Source organism: Pseudomonas fluorescens (genome assembly GCF_030344995.1).
GTDB lineage: Bacteria > Pseudomonadota > Gammaproteobacteria > Pseudomonadales > Pseudomonadaceae > Aquipseudomonas > Aquipseudomonas fluorescens_BF.
Genome location: NZ_CP128260.1, coordinates 4,761,888 through 4,780,386 on the forward strand (window position 1 = coordinate 4,761,888; position 18,499 = coordinate 4,780,386).

18 protein-coding genes are annotated in these 18,499 nt (G+C 54.0%); all 18 read right to left on the minus strand.

Annotated features, from left to right (window positions below):
- Position 1 precedes the first annotated feature (1 nt).
- Positions 2-838, minus strand: a complete 837-nt coding sequence (locus QR290_RS21255) for a sugar phosphate isomerase/epimerase family protein (protein ID WP_289203544.1) — start codon at positions 836-838, stop codon at positions 2-4.
- Positions 835-1,629 (minus strand): pyridine nucleotide transhydrogenase, encoded by a 795-nt coding sequence (locus tag QR290_RS21260; protein ID WP_289203545.1) that lies wholly within the window; start codon positions 1,627-1,629, stop codon positions 835-837. Before QR290_RS21260 ends, QR290_RS21255 begins: the two co-directional genes overlap by 4 nt.
- Positions 1,622-2,803 (minus strand): FAD-dependent oxidoreductase, encoded by a 1,182-nt coding sequence (locus tag QR290_RS21265; protein ID WP_289203546.1) that lies wholly within the window; start codon positions 2,801-2,803, stop codon positions 1,622-1,624. Before QR290_RS21265 ends, QR290_RS21260 begins: the two co-directional genes overlap by 8 nt.
- Entirely contained in the window at positions 2,803-3,828 is a 1,026-nt protein-coding gene (locus QR290_RS21270) for a glycosyltransferase (RefSeq protein WP_289203547.1), read from the minus strand. The genes QR290_RS21265 and QR290_RS21270 overlap by 1 nt, the downstream gene beginning before the upstream one ends.
- 640 nt (positions 3,829-4,468) lie before the next feature.
- Positions 4,469-5,851, minus strand: coding sequence for an FAD/NAD(P)-binding protein (locus QR290_RS21275; protein WP_289203548.1), 1,383 nt, complete (start codon positions 5,849-5,851; stop codon positions 4,469-4,471).
- Positions 5,848-6,441, minus strand: coding sequence for an adenylyl-sulfate kinase (cysC, locus tag QR290_RS21280; protein ID WP_289205319.1), 594 nt, complete (start codon positions 6,439-6,441; stop codon positions 5,848-5,850). The genes QR290_RS21275 and cysC overlap by 4 nt, the downstream gene beginning before the upstream one ends.
- A 107-nt stretch (positions 6,442-6,548) precedes the next feature.
- Positions 6,549-7,562, minus strand: coding sequence for an MraY family glycosyltransferase (locus QR290_RS21285; protein ID WP_289203549.1), 1,014 nt, complete (start codon positions 7,560-7,562; stop codon positions 6,549-6,551).
- Entirely contained in the window at positions 7,559-8,518 is a 960-nt protein-coding gene (locus QR290_RS21290) for a UDP-glucose 4-epimerase family protein (RefSeq protein WP_289203550.1), read from the minus strand. Before QR290_RS21290 ends, QR290_RS21285 begins: the two co-directional genes overlap by 4 nt.
- Complete coding sequence (locus QR290_RS21295) at positions 8,515-9,435, minus strand: glycosyltransferase (RefSeq protein ID WP_289203551.1); 921 nt, start codon at positions 9,433-9,435, stop codon at positions 8,515-8,517. Before QR290_RS21295 ends, QR290_RS21290 begins: the two co-directional genes overlap by 4 nt.
- Before the next feature lie 56 nt (positions 9,436-9,491).
- Positions 9,492-10,382 carry a glucose-1-phosphate thymidylyltransferase RfbA gene (gene rfbA / locus QR290_RS21300; protein WP_289203552.1) on the minus strand — a complete coding sequence of 297 codons (891 nt, stop codon included), beginning with the start codon at positions 10,380-10,382 and terminating at the stop codon, positions 9,492-9,494.
- A complete protein-coding gene (rfbD, locus tag QR290_RS21305) occupies positions 10,379-11,272 on the minus strand; it encodes a dTDP-4-dehydrorhamnose reductase (RefSeq protein ID WP_289203553.1) in 894 nt (297 codons plus the stop codon). The genes rfbA and rfbD overlap by 4 nt, the downstream gene beginning before the upstream one ends.
- Positions 11,269-12,345 carry a dTDP-glucose 4,6-dehydratase gene (gene rfbB, locus QR290_RS21310; protein WP_289203554.1) on the minus strand — a complete coding sequence of 359 codons (1,077 nt, stop codon included), beginning with the start codon at positions 12,343-12,345 and terminating at the stop codon, positions 11,269-11,271. Before rfbB ends, rfbD begins: the two co-directional genes overlap by 4 nt.
- Before the next feature lie 230 nt (positions 12,346-12,575).
- Entirely contained in the window at positions 12,576-12,815 is a 240-nt protein-coding gene (locus QR290_RS21315) for a LapA family protein (protein ID WP_289203555.1), read from the minus strand.
- A gap of 27 nt (positions 12,816-12,842) precedes the next feature.
- Positions 12,843-13,139: an integration host factor subunit beta gene (gene ihfB, locus QR290_RS21320; protein WP_007950920.1), complete on the minus strand. Its 297-nt coding sequence runs from the start codon at positions 13,137-13,139 to the stop codon at positions 12,843-12,845.
- A 150-nt stretch (positions 13,140-13,289) separates the two neighbouring features.
- Entirely contained in the window at positions 13,290-13,568 is a 279-nt protein-coding gene (locus tag QR290_RS21325; RefSeq protein WP_115078796.1) for a hypothetical protein, read from the minus strand.
- Positions 13,569-13,773: 205 nt separating this feature from the next.
- Positions 13,774-15,459, minus strand: coding sequence for a 30S ribosomal protein S1 (gene rpsA, locus QR290_RS21330; RefSeq protein ID WP_007950918.1), 1,686 nt, complete (start codon positions 15,457-15,459; stop codon positions 13,774-13,776).
- A 120-nt stretch (positions 15,460-15,579) separates the two neighbouring features.
- Positions 15,580-16,269 (minus strand): (d)CMP kinase, encoded by a 690-nt coding sequence (gene cmk, locus QR290_RS21335; protein WP_085647507.1) that lies wholly within the window; start codon positions 16,267-16,269, stop codon positions 15,580-15,582.
- Positions 16,266-18,473 carry a bifunctional prephenate dehydrogenase/3-phosphoshikimate 1-carboxyvinyltransferase gene (locus QR290_RS21340; RefSeq protein WP_289205320.1) on the minus strand — a complete coding sequence of 736 codons (2,208 nt, stop codon included), beginning with the start codon at positions 18,471-18,473 and terminating at the stop codon, positions 16,266-16,268. The genes cmk and QR290_RS21340 overlap by 4 nt, the downstream gene beginning before the upstream one ends.
- Positions 18,474-18,499 lie beyond the last annotated feature (26 nt).

Consider the following 18,499-nt stretch of genomic DNA (forward strand, 5'->3'; position numbering starts at 1 on the left):
CTCATCTGCCCACCTCAACTACCGCCATTCGATAATGCTGCACCGCCACCAGTAGTGAACGCTCCATGGAGATCAAATGAGGTTCATCTTTGGTCGCAACCATTTCGATGGAAACAATGTGGTTTGGCAGATAACGAGCCACTGCCTTTGCCATTTCAGCGTGCGCAGTACCACCCTCTCCCAACGGTAACAAGTCGGGCTCACTCGCATGAACATGTCCGATTAATTCGGAATGCAGTTCGAGAATGGACTGCACCTCTTCCTTGTTTATCGTCACCGCCCCGGTATCGAGCTGCATACGAATGGCTGGATGTGCCACCTGAGTTACCACATTGGCAGTTTCAGCACTGGCCGTCATGAAGTTCGCGCCATAGCATTCAGGATTGGGTTCAAGGCAAATCGTCACACCTCTGTTCTGGGCGATATCACCCAATTGTCTGAAGAACGGGATCGCGACTTGCAGTGTCTCCTCATCGCTCAGTCCGGAACGGTCACGGTTCTTTGGAGAGCCAAAAACCACCCGAGTGGCTCCGAGTGACCCACCAATGCGACAAACGGCATCAAGATGCTTGAGTAGTGCAGCTTGAGTATCGGTAGAGCCGAACACGTTCAGTCCTGATGTACCAAACAACAGCGCCTGCATACCGGTAATTTCGATTCCGCGTTCCGCCCACCAGTCTTTGACACGACATATGTCTTCATCCGTTGCCTGGGTCGGTTCAGGAAAGTACTTGCCAGGCGCTATATCGATCGCGTTGACGCCAAAGCGATTCAGCAGCTTTGCAACGTCCTCATCTTCAACGACATCCCAGGCAATATTGGAAATGGCGAGCCTCATGCCGAAGTACCCGGCTGGTCTTTTTTCGTCAGGGGCTCGGATTGGGCATAAGCCCTGACAGCTTGAACTGTTTCGCGAGCACTGTATTGATAACGGCCCACACCTCCAAAGACCTTGGCATGGATGCTTTGCAAGTCATATAAACCTGGCGCATTGCCAAGCTCGTTATCAAACGGTTTCCCGAAACCTTGCAGGGAAACATTCGCCACACTGACAGGTTCGGCAGTAAAGTGAACCAGTTTCAACCCGGCATTGAGCGCGAGTTGAATATCAGGCCAGAGATTTACCATTGGGTAGAACTGGAATACTCCACGACTATCAATTGCCTGAATATTATTGTCGTTGAGGAAATCGAAAATTACATTCTTCCGCAGACCGGGACCAACCAGACCGGGTAAACGAACGATGAGATAGTTCGAAAAATGACTTTCAACGAATTTCTCCAGCAACCGCCGATGCAAGCCATACGCATGCAAGTCCGACTCATCGACTGTCGAGTTCTCATCAACACCCACGGGTTCCTTAAAAACATCCACTGTACTGATAAGAATAAATGTTTTGCACTGAACCGTTTTCAAGTGCGAAATAAGCTCTTCAATCTTTAACCGATCCGCTTGGGGATCGCGATTGGCGATCCACTTCTGCGCAGGTGCGCCGGCACAAACTACTGTATCGAATGTTTCGTTGTCGATTTCGGCAATATTGGTCGAACGATAAAGCGACGAAAACGCCTGCTGCTTCAGAAGAGTACTGCCCACGAAACCTGAAAAACCAATAAGAGAACTACGCATTTACTACTCCACCTTTCGATTCTTCCTGACCATCAATTCGCGAAATATGCTCTTTTTCAAGCGTCTCGATGACGTCGTAGATATTGTCTATTTTCCCACCAAGAATGGAATAACATCCTGGCAACTCCATATGCCGTTCAAAAAGAATCGGTCGGCCGTCGTCGCCCTCATTCTTTACAAGCACTGTTTTGACTTCAAACAGGGAATCGACATGGCGGGCTTGCAATACGGCTGGAATATACCTTCCAACATCTCTGACCATTCGATCAACGCGACTTTCCCGCACGTAATCATCCAACCTTGCATAGGGATCAAAATCAGGCTGATCATTCCAGTGCAAATGAGGTGTATAGCGAACATGGGAAAGGGTATGCAATCCTCGAGCAGGGAATGGCATCGTCGAAAAGAACGGGCCATCCATCACTGTAATTCCCACGCCTTCTAGAGACTCCGGCATTTGCATCAGAGCCATCTCGGTGATTTCTTGTTTAAGCCCGGCGCTGACGCCTGGGAAGTCGCCAGTGAATTGATTCAACCCGCTGTAGGTGCAGTTGAACACATAGCGGCAATTAATGGCCTCACGATGCCCCTGCGCATTTTCGGCAATTACTGTCAGTGGTGAGTGCAGACCTCGGGATATGGCTGTTACGCGGCTTTGATAGCGAATCTGCACTCCACTTTCGTCCAGCTCACGCTTGGCCCAACTCGCCAACGTGGTGGTATCGAAAGCATACTCTTCGACAATGAACACATCCTCGATCAGCCGAGGTTCGAAAAGCTCCCGCAGTTCGGAAGTTGCAGGTTTGATATCAGCGCCAATATCTCTGCAAAAACGTTCAAATTGTTTGGCGGTGACCTTCGAATTCCTGCGGGCTATTGCATAGAGCTTCGTAAAATCGCGTTTCACCGCAGCCGGCCAGTCCGTCACGAACTTGGGCAGGTTAATCCGGCTTCTGTAAGCGGTGGTGAAACTCCGGGGATAGTGATAGCCGTTATGCACGCGTGCCTGATTGTTATAGGAAGCCCGCATCAATAGTGCAGGCTCACGTTCTATCAACAGTACGCGTTTCAACCCGCGCTGTCGGGCCAGGTAGACAGCAATGGCAGCGCCATAAAATCCGCCACCGATGACCACAGCGTCTTGGCTAGCCGGGTCCGCTTCATACCCAACCATCAGGAGGTCCGTTCACTAGCCGTGGCTGAGGTACTGACGCCCTCCGAAACCACTTTTTCGATGTTCAGCTTTTCACGCCGTGTCATGCGTGCGCTGGTGAACTCCTGGCCAACATGATAAAGCGGCCCTTCATTAGATAAGCTGGCCATGTTGAGGATGTATTCACCCAACACCAGCAGCACCAGAGAAATAAGGAAAAACATGCCGGACTGTTGCAACGAAAAACTAACCCATCCCGGTGCTACATCGGTTTTCCAGATGCCGATCGCCAGAACATAAACGCTGTATATCAGGTTGGCGATTGCACCAAAAAGCGAGAGCGACGTTACCAGCCTCATCGGCGCCCTGGTCGTGGATACCAGCAAGCGCATCCCTCGATCGATACTCTCCCCCAACCGCTTCGGACTGGAGGCTTTCGGGGTCGCACTGTAATTGAGATAGGCGCGCGCAAAACCACCTGTTGCCGGCAGGTGACGGTAGGTCATCGACGGTTGTGGGTGTTGCAGGATGAAATTGATAACGCGCTTACTGAGGATTCGAAACTGGGGAGCGTCCTTAGCCAGATGAACACCATTAAAATGGTTGTAGAGGCTATGGAACACGAAATTTGCAGCACGATATGCAACGCTCTGCGCTGGCTTATGCGAGTTGTTGGCAAACACCACATCCGCACCAGCGACTGCCTGGTCAAGCATCTCAGGAACAAATCCGATATCATCGATCAATGGATCAATGACAGCGACGAAATCACCCAAGGCATTCTCCAGCCCGACCCAGGAAGCTGTATCTGCATCCACCTCTTTGGTCAAGGCATACACCTGCAGATTGGCGAGGCCGCTCTCAGAGGTCAGGCGTTTGAGCTGTAGAATGCTGTCGTCTTCAGAAGCGTTGTCGACCACGATCAGCTCATAGTCGCTGACCGTCGAAGAGATTATGGAAGCCGCATCAGACAGAATCTTTTCGATTTGCTCTGACTGATTACGAACGACAAAAACGACAGACAAAAAACAGGGAAAAAAAGCCATCTTGAATTCTCATGAAATCAGCGGTCTGCAAACCATGAATCATACGGTTTAGCTAAGAGGCCTCGCTGAAAAGTGACACCGCAATGTCAGCGGTCGGTCGGACGCTTTGAAAGTGGAAAACAGGGCAAGAATTCGCTGCGTTCCACGTTTCCAGTACCGCCACTCAAGCCAAATTCGGCGGAAAAGTGATAAAAATAATGCCTCGACAAAAGGCAATAATTGGCGCGCAAAGTAGCATAAGTGGGCTTTATCTACCAGTACTGAAGCCGCCTGTCGCCTGCCGTCCAGCCTCTCTTGCTGATAACGCGATAATGCTTACCACTGATCTCGACGGGAGCGCTTGAACTCAAAGACACGCAAAGGATATTGGCACACTGACAGGCTTCGCCATCGAAGCTCTTTCGAAACTGGCTCCCACTATACAAAGTAATAACCTTGAATTGAGTCGACGACCAGTTCGATCAGTTTTAACACCGAACCTGAACAAAGAAACGGTTAAACCCTGATAAGCCCGAGCACCACCTAATTCATCCAGCGTGGAATACAGACCCTGTAATCACTCTGCGGGAGAGGGGCAAACCACGCATGTTTCACGCACGCAATCTGCCCCCATTTGCCCGAGCACAAGGGGGGGGGGGGATTACCCCTGCTCTGCCTGAGCGAAGCTTTCAGCAATCCGAATAGCCAAAGCACGTGCATGCTGGCGAAGTTCCGGCACCGCCGTTGCCTCCCAAAAGCGAGCCTTGAGCATCGGCCCGACATAACTCAGCCACTCGACACGCTCTCCCGATTCACTCATGACAGCGTAGTTTTCATCAACATTGATTCCGATACCCAAAGCATCAGGTGTGATGATCGAACTGCCTGACAAATACGAGATGAACGCATCGGAAATCTTCCCGATATCAGTACACGGTCCGGTGCAGTTGATTACCTGATCAAACTGTGACTCGACAACTTCCACGCCCCCCCGGATCCTGATACGCACCGCAACACTCTCTTCATTGGCATTCGCCGACAAGATCCGTCCGGCAATTGAAGTAACGGTCGACGCCGCAATTTCATCCTGGAAAATATTGAACGTTTGCGGTGCCATCCGGTGCCGATAGACATCCCAATGAGGCTGAACATGGCGCAGAAAGCGCTTGCGTTCGACAAGTGACAGGCGACTCCACAATTCAGAGGTGACAGGCCTCAAAGCGGCCACAACTTCACGCCAACGTTCTGGATATCTGGCAATCTCGCGACGAATTAACCTCATATAGGACAACACTGTCGCTGGAGCTAACAGGATTTCTGCGACGATGCCTGTCTCGAATCCCTCTGCGGGCATCTTTTCTCGATGACTGGTCGGCAACAATCCTCGACGCGAAAGCAACGTAACCTTGGCCGTCAGATGAGTTCGGCGCAGGGAAATCAATGTGTCGACAGCGGTCAAACCGCTACCGATCAGGAGAATTCGAGGTGCCGCTTTTTGTATCATCCAATTGTCCGCGGACCATGGATCCTCGATGTACAAATTGGATTGTGCAACCTCCCGCAGACCTGCCGGCGTGGCGGGCGGGAAATTGCCAAATGCAAGAATGACTTTATCGGCAGCAATGCACACTCCCGTATCGACCCTGATAATCGCACCCTTCCCTGTAGCGTCTGACTGGATGGAATTGACCTCACCTACGATGCTTTCACACTGGACACATGAGTCTGCTTTCGCCCGGCTGAGCAACTGACTCAAGTATGCGCCGTACATCTGACGGGAAACGAAGCTGCCCGAATGGTGGTCCGGATCCAACTGCTTGCAGAATTCGAGAAAAGAGTCGGATTGCTCCACCAGCGCTGACATATTCCCGGCAGGCACATTCAACAAATGGTCCGGACTATCGGTTCCGTATGCCAGACCGCGCGCCATTTGGCCAGAGCGGTTGATAATAGTCAGCCGCGACCCTGCAGGCGCTCTGTTGAGAAACTCAATAGCGGTTACCGCCCCGCTAAAACCCAGACCAATAATAACTAAGTGCTTCACTTGGCATTCCATTGCTTCAAGTAATCAATGATGATCTCGACACTTGTTTCAATCGAGTGATTCATCGTACTTATTGTAATTTGTGGAGCCAGAGGTTTTTCATAGGGCGAATCAATTCCTGTGAAGTTTTTTATCAATCCTTGACGTGCTTTTTTATACAAGCCTTTGGGGTCACGTCGCTCACACTCACTGAGCGGGGTATCGATGAAAACTTCAATAAAGTTATCAGATCCAATCACACTTCGCGCCAGTGCGCGATCACGGTGGAAGGGAGAAATAAAAGATGTGATGGTGATAAGCCCTGCATCAACGAAAAGCTTAGCTACTTCAGCCACCCGACGAATGTTTTCTTCACGGTCAGAATTACTGAACCCGAGATCCTTGCACAGCCCCATCCGGACATTGTCCCCATCCAGCAGGTAGGTATGGCTGCCTGCCATCACCAGCCGTTGTTCCAGTGCATCGGCGACGGAGGATTTTCCCGAGCCGCTGAGCCCCGTCAGCCAGATAACCACTGGACGTTGATTCTTTTGCTCGCCACGCACCTGACTGGTAGTCGAAATTTGCTGGCTGGTGAGATTGTTATGCATAATTTTGTTCACTTTGATGTAAAGGTCATCAGTGCGTGGCACGCCACATTCATTGATGAAAATATGAATGACCGAACCTGAATCGCAGATCGGCAGCACTGCTAAAGCTAAACAACTCTAGCCTGACCCGCTTTTAACACGATTGCCACGACAACCAATGGAGCGAAAGCAATCACCACCGCCCAAAATGCATCCAGATAATTCAAGGCCACCAGAAGCGAAATTGGCAACAGAAACGCAATATTGATCCCCACAACCGTTAATGTGACCTTCTTATGGCCAAATCGACGGGCTGCGTGCTGATAACCATGGTCACTATGGGCTTGATACACTTTTTCACCTCGACTCAAACGCCGAACAAGTGTCCAGGTCGCATCGACAATAAACACACCCGAAAGAATCACCCAGCTCCACAACAACTCTGGTTGATGCCAGGCCGAACTCAGGGACATGGCCCCGGCGATGAGCCCCATGAAACCGCTTCCCGCATCGCCCATGAAAATCTTCGCAGGGGGAAAGTTCCAGCAGAGAAAACCTGCCACCGCCGCAGCCAGCGTCAGAGGAGCCCAGGTAAGATCACTGTGCATTCCGAATCCATAGACAAGACACATACCCAGACAAACGCTGATCATCTCAGCACTGGCCAGACCATCGATACCGTCCATGAAGTTATAAAGATTAAGCATCCACACCAGATAAACCAAGGCCAGCACCTGACCGATCCAGCCCAGATCAATGCGAGTGTTCAACAAGCTTAACGGCGACAACCCCCCAATCCAGAAAAGTGCCCACGCCGCAGCGACAAAATGACCGAGCAAGCGCCATCTGGCTGCGATATGCCCATGATCATCAGCGAATCCAATGATTGCGACAAGCAGGCCGGCGCCCATCAGCGCGTAAAGGGTCGGCGCATCAATCCACTCAAAGTGAGCGAGAAACGGCAATGCGACCAGAAAAGAAATAACGAACGCGACACCGCCGCCTCTCGGTGTTGGCACCGAATGAGCGCTACGTTCGTTGGGTATATCCATCAAGCTTCGGGAGAGAGCATAACGTCGCAGCCCGAATGTCAGCACATAGGAAACGATAAATGCCGCAAGTAAAAACCACCCAACAATCATCCGTGTTCATCCTTATAGCGCTCAGCAGTTTGACGCAATGCCTTTTGCATACTTACAGGGGGTGTCCAGCCTAGTAGCTGGAGATTTTTTTCAATATCGACTTGCAACGAACCGCATATTCTTTGCGAGACACCACGCTTGCCCAGCAATCCCGCCCCCAGCTTTAGCAACGATTCAGGGACAGGCAAAAGACGTGAGGGTTTACCCAGAGCCGTCGCTAGACGACGCAGCAATCGGGAAGTGGATACATCATCACCGTCACTGACCAGAAACACCTGGTTGGCCGCTGCCGGGTGATCAATGCACGCAACAATCAAACTGACCAGATTGGCGATGGCGACCAGACTTCGCTGATTACCGATAGCTCCCAATGGTAAAGGGATACCCTTGGAGAGCCAGTCCATCATGCTGAGAAAATTGGCTTTTACACCAGGGCCATAGACCAATGGTGGTCGAATAACCACCACCTCCATACCTGATTCGTGACCCAATTGCATCAATGCCGTCTCGGCTTCGTGCTTCGAAACACCGTACGGATCCTGGGGGGCAATCGGGTCATCCGCCTTGAAAGGCCTGCCCGGCAAGGTATTCTCGCCATTGACCTTGATCGAGCTGATATAGATAAATCGCCTTACGCCTGAGGCGACCGCCTGGCGCGCCAATTTGAGCGTCCCCTGAACATTGACCTTACGAAATTCGGTCAACGCGTCGTCCGCCCTCTCATCCATGACATGTACGCGTGCGGCAGCATGAACGATTACTTCGATGCCTTCGAGCTGGGCTGAAGAATGCTCATCGAGCAAATCGAACATTTGCACCGAGCACAACCCACCCAGTCTTGTCTCGCTGCGTACCGCTGCAACCGGGCAGTATTTCTTGTCCACCAACAACCGAAAAACCAGCGCTTCTCCGACAAAACCACTGGCGCCTGTCACCAGTATCTTCGGACCTGTCATTGAGTATTCTTCCTTAATGCAGTTACCCAGCAGATACAGAAAAACAAGACCTTGTCTCTTCCTCGTCGCCGACAACTCCAGGCACTGAAAGAGAGACGGAGCAGCTCAAAACGGCGCAGTGTCAACCACTTGACTACAAAAGGATCAGATTCCAGACCTATCAGCTTCACAATGGTCTGCACTTGACTGAACCACCAGCCATCTCGAATGGTTTTGTAGCGCGCAATCAGCGATTTCATGCCCTTATTGGCACCAACTTGATTACGCTCGTGCTGGCGGTAGTCCATGGAAGGCCTTGAGTCGATGAACCAGCGAAAACCGTGACTGCGGGCAAAGGCATAGCAATACCAGTCATGCAGACTGACCGTCTGAAGCGGCTGCCAGGTCGCAAGCATCGACAATTTCAACGCCGACACCAACGACTGGTTCATTACATAGGTACAGCCGGGGCCGGCGGCTTCAAACAGAAAGTCCCAAGCCACCTGTGGCTGAGACTTGTCCAGCAGGTGCGTAGCGCCGTCAGGCCAGAATGCCAAGACATTAGTGGAACAAGCATCGACCTGTTCGGTTTGAATGACTTGAATGGCGCGTTGCAGCTTGTCCGCGTACCAAAAGTCATCCTGATCAGCGAAAGCAACATAGTGATAGACCGTCAGATCAACATCGCGGATCAGTCGGAAGAAATTGCGCGCTGCCCCTCCAAACGCGCCCGCAGGAGGCAGAACGATGATCCGCGAATCCTCAAGGGCCCAGGCTGAGCAATAGGCCTCAGTACCATCGGTGGAAGGATCGATGCTGATATAAACGTTTACTTCAACGTCTGACTGGCAAAGGATCGAAGCCAATTGCTCTTCGATCCACTGCATACCATTGTACGCTGCCAGTAAAACCGCAACCTTGGGAAGTTTCACTGGCATGCCATTCCTGCTTGCACCGTTAAACGCTTCTGAACGAAAGGGATCCGGCTATCGAATCAGTGAGCAGGTGAATCGACGAGTTTCTGCAGGTACTGGCCATACCCGGTTTTCTTCAGTGCGTCAGCCTGCTTGCTCAGTTGCTCTGCAGTAATCCAGCCATTGTGATAGGCGATCTCTTCGAGGCATGCCACTTTGAGACCCTGACGCTGTTCAATGGTATGTACGAAGTGGCTCGCCTCTAGAAGCGAATCATGAGTACCGGTGTCCAGCCATGCGAAGCCACGACCCAACATCTCGACGTTCAATGTCTTGCGGTCAAGATAAGCACGGTTGACGTCTGTGATTTCCAGCTCGCCCCGATCCGATGGCTTGATGTTCTTGGCAATTTCCACCACATCATTGTCGTAGAAATACAGGCCGGTCACTGCATAGTTGGACTTTGGCTTCAGTGGTTTCTCTTCAATACTTAAAGCACGGCCGGTTTTATCGAATTCGACAACACCGAAACGCTCCGGATCGGAAACGTGATACCCGAACACCGTTGCCCCCTTCTGTTGCGAACTTGCCGAACGGAGATTGTCCGAGAAATGCTGACCGTAGAAGATGTTATCGCCCAGAATTAAGCAGCAAGGGTCCTTGCCAATGAATTCCTCGCCGATGATGAACGCCTGTGCGAGGCCGTCCGGAGTAGGTTGTTCGGCGTAAGTCAGCTTGATACCGTAAACACTGCCATCGCCCAGCAGCTTGCGAAAACATGGCAAGTCTTCCGGCGTGGAGATGATCAGGATTTCACGCATGCCCGCAAGCATCAGCACGGACAGCGGATAGAAGATCATCGGTTTGTCGTAGATCGGCAGCATCTGCTTCGAGACGCCGAGGGTTAGCGGATGCAGGCGAGTGCCCGAGCCACCGGCGAGAATGATGCCTTTACGATTTGTCGTGGTCATTTGTTCAGAACTTCCCTAAGCATTCGGGTTACACCACTTTGCCAATCCGGCAAGTGTAGAGAAAAATTGTCGCGCAGCTTCTGAGTATTCAAACGTGAATTCAAAGGCCGACGTGCAGGTGTCGGGTAAGCGGTCGTATTGATCGGGTTGACCGCCTTTACAGCAAGTTGCTCACCATTTGCCTGGGCGAATGCAATCACATGTCCCGCATAACCGTGCCAAGACACTTCACCGCCGGCTGCCAGGTGGTAAAGCCCCAACAATTCCGGTCGGTGCAACACTTGGCGAATGGCCAAGGCAGTGACATCGGCAATCAGGTCAGCCCCCGTCGGAGCTCCGATCTGATCATTGATCACGTTGAGCGTTTCGCGATCCAATGCCAGTCGCAACATGGTCTTGGCGAAGTTATTGCCGCGAGCACCGTAGACCCAGCTAGTACGGAAAATAAGGTACTTGCAGGCGGATGCGATGATTGCATTTTCACCTGCAAGCTTGCTCGCACCGTATCGATTCACCGGTGAGACGGCGTCAGTCTCCAGCCATGGGCTGGAACCTTCACCGTTGAACACGTAATCCGTCGAGTAATGGACAAGCAAGGCGTCCAGGCGGCAAGCCTCTTCAGCCATGATCCGACTCGCCTGACCGTTCACGCGATCAGCCAGCTCCGTTTCGGATTCAGCCTTGTCGACGGCGGTATAGGCTGCGGCATTGACAATCACATCAGGCCTGACCTGACGGATTGTCGCTCGCAGGCCCTCCAGGTCAGACAAATCGCCACACAAGCCATCGACCGCATGACGATCCAGCGCGATCAACTCGCCGAGCGGGGCAAGCGAGCGCTGCAGCTCCCATCCAACCTGGCCATTCTTACCCAGCAGGAGGATCTTCATGCCTTGTTCGAGCGATCTGCGTAATTCTGGTCGATCCACTGCTGGTAGCTTCCGCTTTTCACGTGAGCAACCCATTCAGTATTGTTGAGGTACCACTCCACTGTTTTACGGATACCGGTTTCGAACGTTTCTTCAGGCGTCCAGCCCAGCTCGCGCTGGATTTTGCTGGCGTCGATGGCATAACGCTGATCATGACCCGGGCGATCCTGAACGTAGGTGATCAGACTCGCGTGCGGGCGATGTGCGGAATCCGGGCGCAACTCATCGAGTAGTGCACAGAGCGTATTCACTACTTCGATGTTCTGTTTCTCGTTATGACCGCCGATGTTGTAGGTCTCACCGATGACGCCTTCTGTAACAACCTTGTACAGCGCGCGAGCGTGATCTTCGACATACAGCCAATCGCGAACCTGATTGCCTTTGCCATAGACAGGCAGCGGCTTACCTTCCAGCGCATTGAGAATGATCAACGGGATCAACTTCTCAGGGAAGTGGCAAGGACCATAGTTATTCGAGCAATTGGTGACCAGAGTCGGCAGACCGTATGTACGGGCCCAGGCACGAACCAGGTGATCGGAACTCGCTTTACTGGCCGAGTACGGCGAACTTGGCTGATATGGGGTAGTTTCCGTAAAGAGATCTTCCGGACCTTCCAGATCACCGTAAACTTCATCCGTCGAAATATGGTGGAAGCGAAATGCGGTCTTGCGGGCATCATCCAGCGCTGCCCAGTAATGGCGCGCAGCTTCCAGCAAGGTATAAGTGCCGATGATGTTGGTCTGAATAAACTCCGAAGGACCGGAGATCGAGCGATCCACATGGGACTCTGCGGCCAGGTGCATGATTGCATCCGGTTGATGTTCACGCAGTACGCGATCGATCTGATCACGGTCGCAGATATCGACGCGCTCGAACGCATAACGATCGCTTCCGCTGACGTCGGCCAACGACTCAAGGTTACCGGCATACGTCAGCTTGTCGACGTTTACCACTGCGTCGGTAGTGTTGGAGATGATATGACGGATAACAGCTGAGCCGATAAACCCGGCGCCGCCGGTTACTAGAATTTTCACGCGAAACCATACCCTTGAGTTGCTGACAGGGCCGTCAACCGAGCGCTGTCTAATCCATGAATGCAAAAGCCATCATTTCAGCTGTGGCTTCTGACGATGTCAGTCTAAACCGATGTGGGAATATGCCACTATCGGACAAGCCCAGCATTTTACAGCTTAATGAACGTTTTACTAATGGATATAGACAAGCTGTGGCTAAAGTTTAGTTCGCCTTTCCTTCCATGTCGCAATCAGACTGGACGCTTGCGTGAAGCTCTGGACGAACGTCCCAGAAACCAACCAAAAAACGGCCCGATCAGCATTCCCAACAGCAATGCACCAACCGTAATCACCGATACCGGAAGTTGTGGCCCCGCCCACCCAAGAAACAACAGGGAGACCGATTGCTGATTTTCGAGAACGAACGCAAGGATCGCCAAGACAAGCAATAGAATTAAAACGGAAAGAAAAATGCGCTTGAGATTACTCATTAGCGGCTCCTTGCATAACGGTGACCGTCAAGCCCCCTCCTCCTCTTCTTCATTCACACGATCGCGCAGCTCTTTGCCTGGCTTGAAATGCGGAACGAATTTTCCGTCAAGACTGACGGACTGACCGGTCTTGGGATTTCGACCCACGCGCGGCGCACGATAGTGCAAGGAAAAGCTGCCAAAACCACGGATCTCGATACGATCCCCTGTGGCCAGACACTGGGACATTTGCTCAAGCATGGTCTTGATGGCCAGCTCCACATCCTTGGATGAGAGCAGCCCCTGATGGGTGACAATTCGTTCGATCAACTCCGACTTCGTCATATTTTTCCCTTCTTTTTCAAGCAGCTAGATCAGCGCTTGAAAGGTTTTAGCACGCCCGGAAGATTTTGAACAGCCCAGGGCTTGACATATCTTTCCGCTCACCGAAACGCCCATTTTCAGGGCATCGGATGAAAGCCCGCCAACGCTCACTCACCGACAAATCACCAACATGGTTCGAGTGACGTAGCCTGCCGGATTGAAGCCGAAGGGAAACTCATCCTCATCCCGGGCGTCATCGGATCGCGTGATCACCTTATAACCCGCCCCCTTGCATTCCTTGGCAGCACGCTTCTGGCACCTCTCCCAGCCCGAACCCAAACCGGAGCAGTCAACTTCGATACCACTGACTCCACGCACCGCATGGGTCTTGGCACTGGTAGTACAGCCTGCCACCACCAACACACCCAACAGAACTATAAACTTGTTCATTCACATCCTTATGCCAGGCGCCTGCCCGACTACTGCGATCTTCAGACTAAGCCTAGACGCGAATAGACGATTGATCCGATTAAAGAAACAGACCACCCGGCAAAGGGAATGGTTTCACCTGATAACCAGAGAGCAATGCCCCACCAAATCGCAAGCACAAAAAAGGGCGACCGAAGTCGCCCTTTTTTTAATGATCAGACAGAACTCAGTTCTGTTTGGCCATTGCTTGACGCAGCAGTGCCGCCATAGTGGTGTCAGCTGCTTCGCCTTCCGGAGCTGCTTTCAGGCTCTGGATGGCTTCTTTCTCTTCAGCATCGTCTTTCGACTTGATCGACAGCTGAATTACGCGGCTCTTACGATCAACGCTGATGATCTTGGCTTCTACTTGCTGGCCTTCTTTCAGAACGTTGCGCGCGTCTTCAACGCGGTCACGGCTGATTTCGGAGGCTTTCAGAGTCGCTTCGATATCGTCGGCCAGAACGATGATGGCGCCTTTGGCGTCAACTTCTTTCACGGTGCCAGTAACGATTGCGCCTTTGTCGTTAACCGAGACGTACTCGGAGAACGGATCGCTTTCCAGTTGCTTGATACCCAGGGAGATACGCTCACGCTCCGGGTCAACCGACAGGATAACGGTGTCCAGCTCGTCGCCCTTCTTGAAACGACGTACGGCTTCTTCGCCCACTTCGTTCCAGGAGATGTCGGACAGGTGAACCAGACCGTCGATGCCGCCGTCCAGACCAATGAAGATACCGAAATCGGTGATCGACTTGATGGTGCCGGAGATCTTGTCGCCCTTGTTGAACTGGCCAGAGAAGTCTTCCCATGGGTTCGACTTGCACTGCTTGATGCCCAGGGAGATACGACGACGCTCTTCGTCGATGTCCAGAACCATGACTTCCACTTCGTCGCCGACTTGTACGACTTTCGAAGGGTGGATGTTCTTGTTGGTCCAGTCCATTTCCGAAACGTGTACCAGACCTTCAACGCCTTCTTCCAGCTCAGCGAAGCAGCCGTAGTCGGTCAGGTTGGTTACACGAGCGGTAACGCGAGTGCTTTCTGGGTAACGGGCTTTGATAGCAACCCATGGATCTTCGCCCAGTTGCTTCAGGCCCAGGGAAACACGATTGCGCTCGCGATCGTACTTCAGAACCTTGACGTCGATCTCGTCGCCAACATTGACGATTTCGGAAGGGTGCTTGATACGCTTCCACGCCATGTCGGTGATGTGCAGCAGGCCGTCCACGCCACCCAGATCGACGAATGCGCCGTAATCGGTGAGGTTTTTGACGATACCTTTGACTTGCTGGCCTTCCTGCAGGGATTCCAGCAGAGCTTCACGCTCGGCGGAGTTCTCGGCTTCCAGGACGCTGCGACGGGAAACGACAACGTTGTTGCGCTTCTGGTCCAGTTTGATGACCTTGAATTCCAGCTCTTTGCCTTCCAGGTGCGTGGTGTCGCGCACTGGACGGACGTCAACCAGGGAACCTGGCAGGAACGCACGGATGCCGTTAACGTCGACAGTGAAGCCGCCTTTAACCTTACCGTTGATAACGCCCTTGACCACTTCCTCAGCTGCGAAGGCTGCTTCCAGAACGATCCAGCATTCAGCGCGCTTGGCTTTTTCACGGGACAGCTTGGTTTCACCGAAACCGTCTTCAACCGAGTCCAGAGCAACGTGAACTTCGTCACCGACGTTGATGTTCAGTTCGCCAGCGTCGTTGTAGAACTGCTCCAGAGGGATCAGTGCTTCGGACTTCAGGCCAGCGTGAACAGTTACCCAGCGAGCTTGGTAATCGATATCAACGATAACACCGGTGATGATGGAGCCTGCCTGAAGGTTCAGGGTCTTTAGGCTTTCTTCAAAGAGTTCCGCAAAGCTTTCGCTCATTTTAATTCCTGTTGATTAGGGCGAAAAATACGCCCGTCTCCACATCCCAGACGATGCGGGTCAGTTTCATTTAAAGGAAGCCACCGCAGGACTATGACTGGTCCCCTGCGGCCTTCCTGGTCACCCGGCGATATCGCGAATGGCGATCTCGCTCATGATGCGTTCCAGCACCTGATCGATGGACAACTCCGTGGAATCCAGCTGTATGGCGTCGGCCGCCGGTTTGAGCGGGGCCACCGCTCGCTGGGTATCGCGCTCGTCACGCGCACGGATCTCATCTAGCAGACTCGACAGACTAACACCCTCGACTTTGCCCTTCAACTGCAAATATCGACGGCGCGCCCGCTCCTCGGCACTGGCGGTCAGGAAAATCTTCAGGGGCGCATTCGGAAATACTACCGTGCCCATGTCGCGACCATCGGCCACCAGGCCCGGCGACTCCTGGAAAGCACGCTGGCGCTGCAGCAGCGCCTCGCGCACAGCCGGCAATGCAGCCACCTGAGAAGCGCCGGAGCCGACGCTTTCAGTGCGGATGACATCGCTGACTTCGTCACCTTCCAGAATGATGCGCTGCAGCTGACCGTCGGTCGCCGCGATGAACTGCACATCCAGATGAGCGGCCAGCTTCTTCAACAGTTCTTCATTGGTCAGGTCGACACCATGGTTGTGCGCGGCAAACGCCAGCAGGCGATACAACGCACCGGAGTCCAGCAGGTTCCAGCCCAGACGCTTGGCCAGAATCCCGGCCACGGTGCCTTTGCCCGAGCCGCTTGGCCCGTCGATGGTGATGACCGGAGCAATGTTGTTCACGACTGAGCCTCTTGCGCTACACGGATGCCGACCTGCGCGCACAGCGCCAGGAAATTCGGGAACGATGTCGCGACGTTGGCGCAATCATGGATGCGGATCGGTGCAGTAGCGCGCAATGAGGCCACGCTGAAAGCCATCGCGATGCGGTGATCGCCATGACCATGCACTTCGCCGCCGCCGATCTGGCCGCCGTCGATGATGATGCCGTCCGGGGTCGGTTCGCACTTGACGCCCAGCGCCAGCAAACCGTCCGCCATGACCTGGATACGGTCCGATTCCTTGACTCGCAGCTCTTCGGCTCCGGTCAGCACGGTGCGCCCTTCTGCACAGGCCGCGGCCACAAACAGCACCGGGAACTCGTCGATGGCCAGCGGAACCAGCGCTTCCGGAATCTCGATACCCTTGAGTTTAGCCGCTCGCACACGCAGATCCGCTACTGGCTCGCCGCCCACTTCACGCTGGTTTTCCAGAGTAATGTCGGCGCCCATCAGGCGCAGAATGTCGATTACGCCAGTACGGGTCGGGTTGATGCCAACGTGTTCGAGCACCAGTTCCGAGCCTTCGGCAATGGACGCCGCCACCAGGAAGAATGCCGACGACGAGATATCGCCCGGCACTTCGATGTGGGTCGCAGCCAGCTTGCCGCCGGACTCGACGGACGCCGTCGCGCCGTCAACGTTCACCGGATAGCCGAAGCCGCGCAGCATGCGCTCGGTGTGGTCGCGAGTCGGAGCCGGCTCGGTCACAGTGGTCTTGCCTTCGGCGTACAGACCCGCCAGCAGCAGGCAGGACTTAACCTGGGCACTGGCCATCGGCATGGTGTAGGTCAGGCCTTTGAGCTTGTGACCACCACGAATGGTCATCGGCGGACGACCGTCGGCAGCGGTCTCGATCACGGCGCCCATTTCCCGCAGCGGGTTGGCCACACGATTCATCGGACGCTTGGACAGCGAAGCATCACCAGTCAGGGTGCTGTCGAAGTCCTGCGCGGCCAGCAGGCCGGACAGCAGGCGCATCGAAGTACCGGAGTTGCCCAGATAAATCGGGCCCGGCGCAGGCTTCAAGCCGTGCAGGCCGACACCGTGAATGGTCACGCGGCCGTGATGCGGGCCTTCGATAACCACGCCCATGTCGCGGAACGCCTGCAAGGTCGCCAGGGCGTCTTCGCCCTCGAGGAAGCCTTCGACTTCGGTGACGCCGTCAGCCAGGGAACCGAGCATGATCGAACGGTGGGAAATCGATTTGTCACCTGGTACGCGAATCCGACCGGACAGGCGGCCACCAGGTTGAGCCAGGAAAATCAGATCGTTGGAATTCATAGCGTCCACATAGGCCCTGCGGGCCAGGATTTTACTGAAATGCTCGCGGGCAACCCGGGCGCGCGTGAAGACGCCCAACAGTTGGTGCCCATCCCCTGCATCGACCGCGTCGCGCAAGGCGTCGAGGTCGCTGCGAAATGTATCGAGTGTGCGCAGGACAGCCTCGCGGTTGGCGAGAAAGATGTCATGCCACATGACCGGGTCGCTTCCGGCGATTCTTGTGAAATCACGGAAACCGCCCGCAGCGTAACGGAAGATCTCAAGGTTTTCATTGCGCTTGGCCAGCGAATCGACCAGACCGAAGGCCAGCAGGTGCGGCAGATGGCTGGTTGCGGCCAGCACTTCATCGTGACGCTCGACCTGCATGTGCTCGACGTCGGCGCCCAGTTCGCGCCACAAGCGATCAACCACCGCCAGGGCAGCCGGATCGGTTTGCTCCAGTGGGGTCAGAATCACTTTATGACGGCGGAACAGCTCCGAGTTGGAGGCTTCCACCCCGCTCTGCTCGGAGCCGGCAATCGGATGGCCCGGCACGAAACGCGCCGGCATGCCGCCGAACGCTTCGGTCGCCGCGCGCACCACATTGCCCTTGGCGCTGCCGACATCCGTCAGGATCGCCTGCCCCAGATCCATGCCGGCCAGACGGGCCAGCACTTTTTCCATGGCCAGGATCGGCACCGCCAACTGGATCACGTCCGCACCCTGACAAGCCGCCACCAGGTCGTCTTCGCACCGATCCACCACGCCCAACTCGACCGCCAGCTTGCGCGATTGCGGATCGAGATCGACCCCGACCACTTCGCGGCAGACGCCGCTTTCACGCAAGCCTTTGGCAAACGAACCACCGATCAACCCCAGACCGACCACCACCAGGCGCCCGATCATAGGTGCAGCAGATTGCAGCGCAGTGA

Excerpts from the sequence above, each read along its gene's own strand:
- QR290_RS21255 (WP_289203544.1), bottom strand. The coding sequence starts at position 838 with ATGAGGCTCGCCATTTCCAATATTGCCTGGGATGTCGTTGAAGATGAG.
- QR290_RS21260 (WP_289203545.1), bottom strand. The coding sequence starts at position 1,629 with ATGCGTAGTTCTCTTATTGGTTTTTCAGGTTTCGTGGGCAGTACTCTT.
- QR290_RS21265 (WP_289203546.1), bottom strand. The coding sequence starts at position 2,803 with ATGGTTGGGTATGAAGCGGACCCGGCTAGCCAAGACGCTGTGGTCATC.
- QR290_RS21270 (WP_289203547.1), bottom strand. The coding sequence starts at position 3,828 with ATGGCTTTTTTTCCCTGTTTTTTGTCTGTCGTTTTTGTCGTTCGTAAT.
- cysC (WP_289205319.1), bottom strand. The coding sequence starts at position 6,441 with ATGCATAACAATCTCACCAGCCAGCAAATTTCGACTACCAGTCAGGTG.
- QR290_RS21285 (WP_289203549.1), bottom strand. The coding sequence starts at position 7,562 with ATGATTGTTGGGTGGTTTTTACTTGCGGCATTTATCGTTTCCTATGTG.
- QR290_RS21290 (WP_289203550.1), bottom strand. The coding sequence starts at position 8,518 with ATGACAGGTCCGAAGATACTGGTGACAGGCGCCAGTGGTTTTGTCGGA.
- QR290_RS21295 (WP_289203551.1), bottom strand. The coding sequence starts at position 9,435 with ATGCCAGTGAAACTTCCCAAGGTTGCGGTTTTACTGGCAGCGTACAAT.
- rfbA (WP_289203552.1), bottom strand. The coding sequence starts at position 10,382 with ATGACCACGACAAATCGTAAAGGCATCATTCTCGCCGGTGGCTCGGGC.
- rfbD (WP_289203553.1), bottom strand. The coding sequence starts at position 11,272 with ATGAAGATCCTCCTGCTGGGTAAGAATGGCCAGGTTGGATGGGAGCTG.
- QR290_RS21315 (WP_289203555.1), bottom strand. The coding sequence starts at position 12,815 with ATGAGTAATCTCAAGCGCATTTTTCTTTCCGTTTTAATTCTATTGCTT.
- ihfB (WP_007950920.1), bottom strand. The coding sequence starts at position 13,139 with ATGACGAAGTCGGAGTTGATCGAACGAATTGTCACCCATCAGGGGCTG.
- QR290_RS21325 (WP_115078796.1), bottom strand. The coding sequence starts at position 13,568 with ATGAACAAGTTTATAGTTCTGTTGGGTGTGTTGGTGGTGGCAGGCTGT.
- rpsA (WP_007950918.1), bottom strand. The coding sequence starts at position 15,459 with ATGAGCGAAAGCTTTGCGGAACTCTTTGAAGAAAGCCTAAAGACCCTG.
- QR290_RS21340 (WP_289205320.1), bottom strand. The coding sequence starts at position 18,473 with ATGATCGGGCGCCTGGTGGTGGTCGGTCTGGGGTTGATCGGTGGTTCG.